This window comes from Clostridium sp. DJ247 (assembly GCF_014231265.1).
The window spans coordinates 1-12,580 of record NZ_JABAIW010000089.1; the positions used below are offsets into that span (position 1 = coordinate 1).

The following is a 12,580-nucleotide window of genomic DNA, read 5'->3' on the forward strand; positions in this document are numbered from 1 at the left end:
TTCCGTTTTTTTGTCAGAACTTTTTTTTCATTGTCAGGACTTTTTTTTAAGTGTCAGAACTATTTTTTTGGGCTACATAGATAGATTTAAGGATTAAGGAATAAGGTTTTTAAATTTCTATTGTATAAATGGAAATTTTATATTAAAAATCTTAGTTTTAATTTACATTTTCATGTTTAAATTCTTCTACTTTTATCTCACCATTGTTTTTAGTTATAGTTAAAGTATCTACCCCATATGGAGGATTATGTGGTCCTACAAATGTTTCTATTCTAACTTTTAATCTATATCCATCTTTAGTTTGTTCAATATCTATAATTCCCGCATCCATATATTGTCTAAGCTCACCATAATAATTTTTAACTGCCTCCTCTATATATGGAGATAACATAGATAGAATTAATTGTTGATTTAGTTTGTCTTTAAATACATACTCAGGTAAAGGATTGCCTGTAAACTCTATAGAAGTTAATAATAAATTGGGTAAATTCCTTATTGGGCTAATATCTTTTATTTGATTATTTGATATATCTAAATTTCTTAGACTATTCAATTGGCTTAATCCATTAACATTGGTGATATTATTATTGTTAATACTTAATCTGACCAATGTAAATAAAGAACTTAATTCATCTATATCATTAACATTATTGTATCCTAATCTTAAATTTTTTAAATTTTTTAAAGAACCTAATCCTTTTAGTTCTTTAATCTCATTCCTATCTAAAAATAGATTTTTCAAATTATTTAGTGAACTTAATCCTTCTATAGCATTAATCTTATTATTAGATAACTGTAAGTATTGTAAATTTTTCAAAGAATTCAAAGGTCTAATATCTGTTACTTGGTTTCCATATAAATCTAAATACTTCAGATTTGATAAATAACTTAAAGATTTGATATCAGCAACAAAATTTTGAGCTATCTCCAGTGTTGTTAGCTTAGTTAAATTTTTTAATGAATTAATATCTGAAATTTTATTCATTCCTAATGATAAATCTACTAAATTAATCAACTTCCCTAAAGGCTCTATATTTTCAATCCTATTAATATATAAATCCAAATTTTCTAAGTGTTTTAATCCACTTAAAGCTTCTAACTCACTCACTTTATTATTATACAAGCTTAAAGTTTTTAGCCTATTTAAATTAGCCAACGGGCTTACATCAGTAATTTTATTACTTTCTAAGTTTAGTTCTGTTAAGTTAACTAAACTGCTCAATGGACTAATATCAGTTATCTGATTATAGCCTAAATGTAAATACTCCAGATTAGTTAAACTACTTAACTGTTTAATGCTGGATACTTCATCAAACCATAATTTTAACTTTTTTAGAGCAGTTAAATGCTGTATTCCTTCTAAACTGGAGATTTTTTGATGTTGAATAGTTAAATTTTGAATTTCTCTAACATCACTCTCATAAATTTCTCCATTAGGCTTATTTATTTTATCTCTTATTGCTTTTTCTAAATTTTTATCTTGAAAGTATATTTGTTTATCGGCTTGTACTCCAATAACACCATTCATTGATGTAATTTTAATTAAAGAACTACTTGATGCATATATATTTAAAGGTCTCAGCAACAATATAAAAGTGGTTAAGTTAAGAAAAAGTATTTTATAGAGTTTCTCATTCACATTATAAATCTCCTTGATTATATATAAATTTTGTTTATTTTATCTTTACAATAAACAAAATTTATATACTTATAGGATTTTTACTTACTTCTCAACCTTTAACTATGTATCCCATAATTTCAAAATGTATAATTACGAAACCTATACAGGCTTATAATTATAAAAGTAGTAATAGAAATATTTATGGGTAATAAATGGAGAAAGAGCAATTAATGCTCTCAAAAATAATATAATATTATTTCGTTCTATAAGAATATTATGCCTTATTGGTATCCTCCTTTTGCTTCAGGCAATTTTTTAAATTCTTCCTTATTAACTATTATCTCTTGAATTTTTTTAAAGAGTTTTCTTAACTGAGCTGCCTCTTTAGTTTCAGATACACTTTCGTCTTTCCAATATATACATTTTTCTTTGCCTTCAATAATAATCTTTATAGAATAAGTATCATACGGAGTTTGAATTGTATTGCTTTTGGGGTTAAAGTTATCGGGATAGTCTAAAATATTAATCTTCTTCATTTCTGAATATATTGTACTTATTTCATCATCTGATAATTTTAAGTTTGTAGTAATTGATGGCTCTAAAACCATATCTTTAGTAAACTGTCCTTTAGCTGTATCCAATTGATTTTTAGCATTCACACCATAATTAAAGACAAAATTGAAATCCTTTGGTTTTGATTCTGGTAACTGATTTTTAGTGCTTGTTGAGTTGCAACCGACAAATGAAAATGCAATCAAAAACAGGCACAAACACATTACTTTCTCAAATAATCTCACGATAATCACCCCTTTATATATTTATAAATAAATACGAACCAGAATTACTAAAGTCGCAAAATCTTACACATATTCATTTATCATAGATTTGCGGCCTATGGATAAAATAGGAAAATACATACTTACAATTTATTATTAGTCTTTTCATTTATATAAATATCAAACGCCCTAATCCCTCTTTTAGCAAGTTTTACAAATAACACGAACCCATAAATACCAATACCCAATAAAACTAAAATAATTATTAGATTAATAATAGTAACAATGCCAGTAATATAATTAATTTCCATACAAGTCTTCCTTTCTATATCAACTTTGCATAGTGATAAATTGCACCTTGGTCACAAGATAAAATAAAAATACTGTAAAGTAATTTTATTCCAAGTAATCTTTGAGATAAAAAATTTTACTGTCCTTTTTATTCCATATATTCTCCCATAAAACTACAATTCTAAAATTTTCAAGAATAGTTCTTAACTCATCATCAGATATACCTTTTAGGTAAATCTCCACATTTTCGCTATACTCCGTTCCATTGCCCATGGAAAAACACCCACCACCAAGCATTGTTATTTTATTATTATCCTTTAAGTATTGTTGCAGTAAAAATTGCTGTGAAGGAATATTTTCTATGTTAGCATGTTTGATAATACCAAGTGGACTGATTACATTTATTTTTAAATCTATATGTCTAAATTTTTCAATGCCATTATCTGATGATATTACTTGTTTATTATTCATTATTCTTTTATAGTCTTCATCGCTTATTTTATTTATTTCAGCAGTAAAAGTTATTTTTGGCTGTACAAAAGTTGAAAGATAAAGAAACATCATTATAACTATTAAGGCTATTATACCTAATAAAATATAAATATTTCTTTTATTTCTCAAACTAAATCCCCCACTCTTATTAATTATTAAGTCACCCTATTTTACAATCATTCATAATACAAGAAAATTACACAACTATCTATTATTTAATGAATACCATCTTAACTCTTTTGAATCTGTAAAATTTAAATGTTTAGGATTATACTCATATTTATATACTTGCAGGTTATCTTTATCAAAAGCAATTGCATTTATATCATTGTTTAGCATCTTGTCCCATGTGAATATGACAGTTTCATTTAAAGCAATGTTTTTTCGCTGTCTATCTGAATTAGGACCTGCCTCAATAAACTTAACATCTGGGTCATTTGTTTGAACAGCAAAAACAGTAATGTGTCTGCCGTTTCCATCAGCAATACTTGCCCATCCAACAGTTTTAACCTTGTCATTTTTTATGATGTCATCATAAAAGTATGTAACTGATGGGCAACTCCACATTAATCCTCTTTTTTCTGCTACAGCAGTTTTTACTCCGTTCTGTGCTTCAAGTAGATATACTTTAGTCCAATCCCTATCAACCTCTCCAAATATTCTAATATCACCTTTAATAAATGGTGATGACTTAATTGCCTGAATTGGTGTAAATCTATATCCACCTACTAAATTAAGTGAAATTATTAATAAAGCAATCAAAAACAAGCCAATTATTATTTTGCGGTTTAATTTTCTTTCCATCGTATCCTTCCTTTTGATTTTAATACAAACCGTAATAAGTTATAATAAGAAAGTTGTGAAATAATATCTTAAACTATTTCTACTTCTTATGTACTGTCTTAAAAGTATCAATAATTAATAAAATGCTAAAGTATATAATACATATAAGACCTATGACTGAGAGTATTCTAAATACAAAATCCGTAACATATCCATTCATGCTTCCAAAAGCCATTCGTAATTCTAATAATCCATTTATTTGCGTAAGAAACAACCCTCCAATTATACCAAACAAGAGACTAAACCTTCTCTCCAATTAAAATCCCCCCTAAAATGTAACAATAAGAAAAACTGTGACGCAGTTTCTTATTATATTCTTTAGACCCCTTATATTACTCAAAATATTCACCTTTATTTGATACTCCTGCTCCCCTTATTTAATATACTCTATTATAACCAGCATACCGACATAACATATTTTGTTCATCAGTAAAAACTATACTTATAAGATAACTGGAAGACCCTAAAATGATGCCTAAATAGATATGTGTTACCTCAACCTCTTTGACATCTTCACCTTTATACCTCTTTGTGTTTATCAAGTAAGTTGGGACATTATTGTATACTTGTTGCTTTCTATAATTATCTACCATTACTTGATATAATATAATGTTGTTAATACTACTATAAATAATGAAATTTTTCCGTACTAAACCTATTCTTAATTAAATAATGCTAAATCCTCTAACTTTGATAGAAGCTCTCTATGCTTGTCATAAGTATCTGAACTTAAGCATCTTTTATATTTTGTTAACCTAATAACTTTACTTGCTTTATCTTCATATCCTGTTTCTCTTTCAGTTCCCATTATTACTTGTCCCTTATCAGTCAACATTAAGCTTATAAGTGAATCAATATTCTTAAGATTTTTAGCATCTTGCCCTTGCTGATTAGGTGTATCTATAACTAACCAATTAAAGGGGTTTTCTCCTCTCTGCAAATTATATAAATATAATGCCAAATGATAAGAAAGGATAATTCTTGGTCTTTCACTACCCGTATTTTCTATCTTCTGAATAAAACCAGTTAGCTTAATAGAAGAACTACTAACCTTAACCTTTTCTAACACTTTTTCAAAAATATCTTTAAAGTCCTTTTTTATGTCATTCATTCTTTTTCGAGAATCTAATTTCTTAACCTCTGACTCATAACCACTCTTCTCTATTTCTTTAGCAGAAATATTATCTTCTAACTTTTGTTTTTCATTGACACTTACATTGAAAATTTCTCTTCTTCCTTCATTTTTATATAATTCAGCAATATTTATATCTTTTTTTAATTTTGTTAGCTGAACTTTTAATCCATTTACTTTTTTCATTAATTCAAGCTTCTTTTTCACTTCAATATCTAAGCTATCCTGCATACCGTTAATATCGCTTCTATAACTACTAATTAGCTCATCTCCCGATTGTATATCTTTCACTATTTCTACTCTCTCACTAATAGAGTTATTATATATCATCCCACAAACTGGGCATTTTATTTCTTCACCCTGCTCTAATGCAAAGCTATGGTCTTTCTCTAAGTGCTCAATTGATTTTTTAAGAAAATTAAGCTCCAAAGTTTTTTCATATATGTTATTTTTTATTTCTGATATTGACTCATTTATTAATATTTTTTCTCTTTCAACACAACTTAATTGATTTATTATATTATCTACTTCTTCTTTAAGTTTTTCTAAGGATTTACCCTCAATATCAATCCCTTTTGAGTTTAATGATTCTGTCATACTATCAACCAGTTCATTAAAGTGATTTTGTTTCACCCTTAAACTTCCAATTTCCATCTTAACAATTTCAATATCTTTCTTAGCTTTATAATACTCCTCTCCTTGATAGCCTATTATATACTTAATAGCAAAATTTTTAGGAGCTTTTACATATTTAGAATTAGTAAAGCTATCTGCTAACCCACTCCATCCTTTATCTTGGTCTATGTATTGGAACTTAAATAATAGTGGCGGTATAAAACTTACTGTTTTTCCATTCTTATCAATTAGCTCCACATCAATATTAAATATCTCTTTTAATAAATAATCAGTGTAATCATTATAGTTCTCAGCATTACAAAGTAAAACAAACTTAGAGGTCACATCATCAGTTTTAAATATCTTATATTTTTTCTCCCGCCTAATCAAACAATAGCTTTCTAAACCATAATAGAAAAACAATATATAATTATCAATAAGTTCCTTCCAAGAGCCTTCCATATCTGTTTCACAGCCTAATGTATAAAATATACTTTTAATTATTGATGATTTCCCCATTTTATTTTCACCAATTATTATATTAAGTCCCTTATCAAATTCTGCTTCAAAGGATGCCTTTTCTTTATCACTTATTACTATTAGCTTTTTTATCAGAAACCTTTCCATATTGTTCCCCTTCTTCTTTTTTCAATCTCAAATGCCTAATTAACTTTTTATAATTGTTTATATTACTATGACAACAATCTTTCATATAATATTGCCTCCAATAAAACTTCATCCATGTCATTATCAGCTTGTACAATATTACTACAATCAGAAAGCACTTTCCCTTTCAGGTACTCTAAATCCTGCACTTTTGACTGGTTAGAATCTATTATAGAATCTATAGCAGAGTAAATACTTGTACAGCTATCAATATACAAGGAATTAGATATATCAAGCATCTTACTATGATGCTTTTTTAATCTTCTCGTTATGTTCCTACAGTAAAATGTATTATATCCACTTTCTTTTAATGACTGTTCAATATCATTATATAAATCTTCTTTTTTGGGCTGGTCTTCTATCTTATCCTGTATTACTTTAAGCATCTCTGAAGATACACCCTTTTTATCTTGTAAAGATTCAAAACTTATAGGTGTTTTTATTTTAGTTTTACTTTTATTTCTTACATTCTGAATAATGTCCTTAAGAATTTTATTGCTACTTGAGACATATATGTTTTTATCACTTAGCAAATCCATAAATTCTGCAAGTACAATTTTTTCATATTGCTTAAGTGGTAACTCCCCACAATATATGTATGTATTCTGTATAAATCTATCAAAAACTTCATCAAAAATCTTGTCATCCTCTTTTTTATACTCTTTTTTTAATAATGTTTTTATTTCTTCATAAAGTGCATTATCTTCATCCTTTAACAGCTTTCCATCTTCAATAATAGACTGCCATTGACGAATACTTTCATTAGTTTCAATATTAGAGACAAAATGACACTTGCTACATTCTGAATTAAATTTTTTAAAATTATAAAATATAAAACCTAAAAAAGAATGACTCTTTCTATCAGCCTTAAATAACTCTTTTAGTTTCCATTCCTTCTTAGTTTCACTCGTTTTTATTTGATAGAATTCAAGACACTTAGGATTCTTTATACAATTACTTTTCACCATATCATCATGGAATTCACAAAATACTAAAAACTCATTACCCTTCTTGAATTCTTGTATCATATGGTAAACAATCCAATGCACTTGATACTCAAACCTATCATAGCTATTTGCCCCTGCTTGTTCTCTTAAATTACACGAAAGGACTGTGTTTAACATATATAACCTCCGTAAACATTTAATAACCTTATTATAGCAATATAAAGAATAAATTACAATTTTATGAATATTATTACATGATAAGTCTGCAGTTTACAAATTATTCTCTCCTATAAATTACATTGATTTTATATATTTTTCAAAACTAAATAATTGTTATATCAAATAAAAAAATAAGAAGTATATGCCTTAGATAAAGCTTCATACTTCTTAAGATATTCTTCTCTTAAATTTCAGATATTACTCGTCAAAATTATTTATTTCCTTTACTACTTTTTCTTTAAATTCTTCACTTATTTTCACACCTATCCCCATCTTCCTAATAACCTTCCACATAGTTACCCCATGACCTTCCTCAATTGATTCCTGAATAGCCCACTTCATTTTCCTTTCCCTATAAGCATCTAATGTTTCAGTTACACTATTTATATATTCTCTTGTTAAAGGCAATTTTTCCAAACTTTTAATCCTCACATCATTGGCAATATACCTGATAATAGAACCTTTTCTTATTCTTATTGGTTTCTCTTTACTTGCTAACATTTCATTTACAGCCTTTATTACTATTGATAGTATCTCTTTGTCACTCTTATTCCAATCTTTTTTATTCTCTGGAACAATCATTTTCTTCCTTTTAGGTGAAACTTTGTTATACCATTCTTTGTCATATCTTAATAACCATATATGATTCCCCTTACTTAATTCACTTAATTCACCTCTTGATTTTCCTGGATTCTCTTCAATTAGCTTTAACCATTCTCTGCGAACATCTTCCTTTTTTCTATAAGGCTCATAAGTTACTTTTGAAGCCACCCTACCAGTGCCTAATTGGTTATAATTAAATAAACCTTCTAAGTTTATTCCTGCAAACTGACAGAATAGTAAATGTCTTATAGGATGTCTTATACTTTTATTTTTTCTTAAAAACAACCTTAACCAGTTGTATCCGTTTTCAATATCTATATTTGATTGTGTCATTTCTAAAAATGCTTCTCCATGATACTTCAAAAAAGCTTCCTGTAATTTTTCTGGATAAATAAATCCTCCATCTGTTGTTAGTGAAATTGATTTAAGTGCATCTATGTACTTATTAATAAAAAACTGTATCTCTTGATTTTTTATTTTGTGATTCAGCAGATACTCAACGCCTTCAGATAATTTAATTGACCTATCTAAAACATCATGTTTTATTAAATTTCTTCTACCTTCAATCTCCTGATATGTACCATTACTATACAATTTATCAAAGCAGTCTAAATCATCTATGCAATTCTCCTCATTTGCAGTAAAATATCCTCTCTTAATATCAATAAAAGTTGAAACCTTGCTATCTTTAAGAAAACACTTATGTTTACTACATACAATTAATCCTGGAATTTGATGATTCCTATGCCAAAATGTTTCCCCATAATTAACAATATCTTCCATAAAACACTCTGGACAGAACCTTAAATATTCATTTTTTTTAATCCCTGACGTTAATATCCCACTCTTAACTTGTAGTCCTGTTCCTATATCAGAAAGCATTAGAGAATATATAGTATCTGCATTTTCTTTAGGTAAAAAAGCACTGTAAAAAGGATATAATGTATTATTTTGAATAAAATCTTTTGCATTATATCTTGAACCTATAGGCAAATTACTTAATAACCTATTAATAGCAAATGAAAATTCTATACCTGAAACATGTATAACCTTGCCAAATAGGTCTTTTAAGGTAGATTCATAGTTCAAGTTTCCACTACGAAAATGGTATCGTGCATATACACTATACAATAACTCATTTGGATAAGGGGTAGGAAAATTTATCAATTTTATCCCACCCTTTCAAAAATACTATTAAAATCTTTTATATATCCTTCATCTTTTAATACTTGGTAAGCAGTAATGTTATTCTTTTTACCTTCCTTAACCATGAAACGCAAATCATTTTTCTTAACCTCAATCTTCTTACTTTGTCTATTTATTTTCTTCTCTTGATTATCTTCATTTAATATTTTCTTTAGAGTTTGTTTCATAACACTATTGAAGTTTAATTCTACAGCCTCATTGCTCATAACTCTTTCAACATATTTATCTGCCTTTTTATAATCTATATCTAATTCTGCTAATCTCATAATTACTTGTTCTTTAATTACTTCCTTATTATTTTCCTGCGATTGTTTCTTCATTTGCTGAAGCTCTTTAACTTTTCTACTCAAATCAATTTTAGAATATTCAGCTCTAATAAACCCATCTATATTTATATCTGCAATATCATCAAACTTAGCAATTTTATTGATATTTCCAGACTTTAATGCCTTAAGCATTGGTTGAACAAGTTTTAAATTTTCATCTGCCACCTGCTTCATTAATACAACTGAAATTTCTTCCTTTCCACTGCTAATAGCCCTTATTTGTGTCATTATGAATATTTTAATGATTATATCTGTGATTCCTATACTCAGGTCATACATAGTATCTATAAATTCTTCATTTAAAGGCACAAATTTTCTTGTCCATTGATAGTCCCACAATCCTTCAAGTAATAAACGGAAACTTTCACCTTTTTCAATTTTACTTAGTATCATTCCACCAGCCCCTTCACTTCTCCTTGCTTGACGAAATTCTCCACTTATAATACCCGTGGCTTTAGGAGTACCAATCATAACAACTGGAAACCCTAAGTTGATTAATGTTACAAAAAAATTCAATACCTTTTGAGAACCTCCACTTTTAGCCATACTGAGATGTTGTATTTCATCAAGTATAATAACGCCAAGTGAACACTGCCTACAAATTTTAGATATTACAGGGAGCATAGCATTAGTTGATATTCTACCTGTGCTGAATTTTTTATAATACGAAGTACCTAAAAGGTTATCAAGTTTGTCCATTATTTCTAAACAAATACCTTTTATACTTCCATCAAAGGCTGTATCTAACTTTAAATATACAACTTGATACATACTAAAGTTTTTCCCTTTATAATTTGAATGAACAATTACTTCAGGATAGGTGGAGAGTATGCGATTTATCGCTGTACTTTTACCAATCCCACTACATCCAATAATTGTAAAACTCGATGCTGTACTACTAAAAAACTGATTACTATTTATATCGCCATTAGCTATAATAGACTTATACTCCTCATTTACCGTTCTAATAAATTCAGGGTTATAAGGATTTCTACATAAATATCCTCCCCTAATAATTCTGGATATTTTGCTTTCTAATTCCAATGTAACACTTAAAGGCTGAAAATACTGGAATAGTCGTTGAATACAGTGATACCTATAGTGAGCTTCTAACATCCTTTCACTTTCGCTATAAGCAGGATAAACTGCCAATTTATCAACAACCTCTATTCTATCCATAATTGGTGGTAGTGCCTCAATCAATGGATTTCCCTTATAATCATATATAATCTGCTCCTTATACTCTGCTATTTCTGCTTCAACACCATGGGGTAAAAGTATCTTACTCATTAAATCTTTCTCTCCTTTGCCTTTGTCTTTGCTTCAAAATATCCATATCACTTATCACTTCATAAGTATCATTTTTATTTTGAAAATCAATAATCTCACCTAATTTTTCTTCTCTTTTATCAAGTTCGTATGCTTGTTCAATTCTATTTATGGATTTTTCAACTTCTCTATTTGCTCTGATATCTCTAATCTTACTTGCCTTACTTGCTGATACATCTTGTGCATTGTTTGTTAATGACTCAGCTTTTTTTACTATATCTTCTATCTCTGAAAATAAATCTACTTTAGCTTGTAGTTCATTGCTTGAACCACTCTTTATTTCAAGAGACTCTTTCTGAAGCAAATATTCTATTTCTTCAACAGTTCTATCTATATATCTTTCTTGATGCTTTAACAGAAAACACTTTTCAAAATTCATACCTTTATCAGTAATTATATAAATAAAATTTAAATTTCTTGGATCATAAGATACTTTTATCTGAAAATGACCATTATTTCTTGCTTCTTCGAACCATCCTTCTCTCAATGCCTTCTCAGAGCCATATAGGACACCTTTAAACCTAATTCCTTTCTCTGTAACTACTGCGTTAGATTGGGGTAGTAAGTTAAGCTTAATTATATCCTCTGGTAGTGTTCTTAACTTTCCTGCTACATTTTTTACGGCCCAATTCCATATGTTGGATGGAATTGGCTCTATGTCATCTTGTATCATTAATTCATGTCTATTAAACCCTTTTAAATACCGATAATTGTTAAAATAGAGCACACATTTTATAATCACTTGAGTGAATTGGTACAAATCAAGTTTTGCATCTAAACGGTAATCCTTTCCAGAACGTTGTTTGAAATCTTCATCTATAACTCCTGGTAATAGTGGCTTTACCCTTAGATTAATTAACCTAAAGTATTGCTCCACGAAGGGTTTCCAGTCTGCCCTAAAGCTGGGGGTATTTTGAACCTTGACACCTAAATTTCCTGTCAAGTTTTCCACATTATAACCTTCAAGCTCTCCTCTGTCAGCTATTAAAGTATCACATAGATACTTGGTATTCCACATATCCTGAGAAATACTAATTCCATATTCTTTGCAAAATTCTACCTTATCACTCATTGCATTAGTTAAAGCAACCATCGCTCCCAACCACGATGGCCCTTCCAATGAAACATTTAATCCTACAACCATTCGTGAGAACCTATCAATAACTGTATAAATTACAGCTTTTCCAATTATCCAATTCCTGTTATATCTTGAAACTAAATATACATCTGCTACGGTTGCATCAATCTCATAAATACTCGCAGGTCCTAATGCTTCAAGAGAAGAACTTCCAAGAACAGCTCTATGTTGTTGCTGATATTTTTTTGCACTATTTCTTAATGTCACTTCTTTTTTAAAATTTCTTTCCTTTTTAAACCAGTATCTAAATTGTTCAATTGTTGGAATTTCCTCTTTGTTTTTTAAGATAGGTATTTTTAGGGAACATCCATAGATTTGTGTAAATCAAATCTATGGATGTTCTTTTTATGTATGTATAGCTGGTATTTATGGAAAC

At 28.5% G+C, this 12,580-nt stretch carries 11 protein-coding genes; all 11 read right to left on the reverse strand.

From position 1 onward, the window contains the following. Positions 1–157: 157 nt before the first annotated feature. Entirely contained in the window at positions 158–1,639 is a 1,482-nt protein-coding gene (locus tag HGI79_RS21330) for a leucine-rich repeat domain-containing protein (protein WP_185652686.1), read from the reverse strand. A 263-nt stretch (positions 1,640–1,902) separates the two neighbouring features. Beyond that, a complete protein-coding gene (locus tag HGI79_RS21335) occupies positions 1,903–2,418 on the reverse strand; it encodes a hypothetical protein (protein ID WP_313885246.1) in 516 nt (171 codons plus the stop codon). Between the two features lie 375 nt (positions 2,419–2,793). Continuing rightward, on the reverse strand, positions 2,794–3,309 hold the full coding sequence (locus HGI79_RS21340; protein ID WP_185652687.1) for a hypothetical protein: 516 nt from the start codon (positions 3,307–3,309) through the stop codon (positions 2,794–2,796). A 75-nt stretch (positions 3,310–3,384) separates the two neighbouring features. After that, on the reverse strand, positions 3,385–3,984 hold the full coding sequence (locus tag HGI79_RS21345; protein WP_185652688.1) for a hypothetical protein: 600 nt from the start codon (positions 3,982–3,984) through the stop codon (positions 3,385–3,387). A 79-nt stretch (positions 3,985–4,063) separates the two neighbouring features. Further along, positions 4,064–4,279, reverse strand: a complete 216-nt coding sequence (locus HGI79_RS21350) for a hypothetical protein (protein WP_185652689.1) — start codon at positions 4,277–4,279, stop codon at positions 4,064–4,066. Between the two features lie 405 nt (positions 4,280–4,684). Next, on the reverse strand, positions 4,685–6,397 hold the full coding sequence (locus tag HGI79_RS21355; RefSeq protein ID WP_185652690.1) for an AAA family ATPase: 1,713 nt from the start codon (positions 6,395–6,397) through the stop codon (positions 4,685–4,687). Continuing rightward, positions 6,357–6,482, reverse strand: a complete 126-nt coding sequence (locus HGI79_RS23420; RefSeq protein WP_278046746.1) for a hypothetical protein — start codon at positions 6,480–6,482, stop codon at positions 6,357–6,359. The genes HGI79_RS21355 and HGI79_RS23420 overlap by 41 nt, the downstream gene beginning before the upstream one ends. Beyond that, on the reverse strand, positions 6,463–7,560 hold the full coding sequence (locus HGI79_RS21360) for a dsDNA nuclease domain-containing protein (RefSeq protein WP_185652691.1): 1,098 nt from the start codon (positions 7,558–7,560) through the stop codon (positions 6,463–6,465). Before HGI79_RS21360 ends, HGI79_RS23420 begins: the two co-directional genes overlap by 20 nt. A gap of 240 nt (positions 7,561–7,800) precedes the next feature. Further along, entirely contained in the window at positions 7,801–9,372 is a 1,572-nt protein-coding gene (locus tag HGI79_RS21365; protein WP_185652692.1) for a TnsD family Tn7-like transposition protein, read from the reverse strand. Between the two features lie 2 nt (positions 9,373–9,374). Then, on the reverse strand, positions 9,375–11,027 hold the full coding sequence (locus HGI79_RS21370; protein ID WP_185652693.1) for an ATP-binding protein: 1,653 nt from the start codon (positions 11,025–11,027) through the stop codon (positions 9,375–9,377). Beyond that, on the reverse strand, positions 11,020–12,411 hold the full coding sequence (locus HGI79_RS23585; RefSeq protein ID WP_313885247.1) for a Mu transposase C-terminal domain-containing protein: 1,392 nt from the start codon (positions 12,409–12,411) through the stop codon (positions 11,020–11,022). The genes HGI79_RS21370 and HGI79_RS23585 overlap by 8 nt, the downstream gene beginning before the upstream one ends. Between the last annotated feature and the right edge of the window lie 169 nt (positions 12,412–12,580).

Coding starts and splice junctions, on each gene's coding strand:
- HGI79_RS21345 (WP_185652688.1), bottom strand. CDS start 3,984: ATGGAAAGAAAATTAAACCGCAAAATAATAATTGGCTTGTTTTTGATT.
- HGI79_RS21355 (WP_185652690.1), bottom strand. CDS start 6,397: ATGGAAAGGTTTCTGATAAAAAAGCTAATAGTAATAAGTGATAAAGAA.
- HGI79_RS23420 (WP_278046746.1), bottom strand. CDS start 6,482: ATGAAAGATTGTTGTCATAGTAATATAAACAATTATAAAAAGTTAATT.
- HGI79_RS21360 (WP_185652691.1), bottom strand. CDS start 7,560: ATGTTAAACACAGTCCTTTCGTGTAATTTAAGAGAACAAGCAGGGGCA.
- HGI79_RS21370 (WP_185652693.1), bottom strand. CDS start 11,027: ATGAGTAAGATACTTTTACCCCATGGTGTTGAAGCAGAAATAGCAGAG.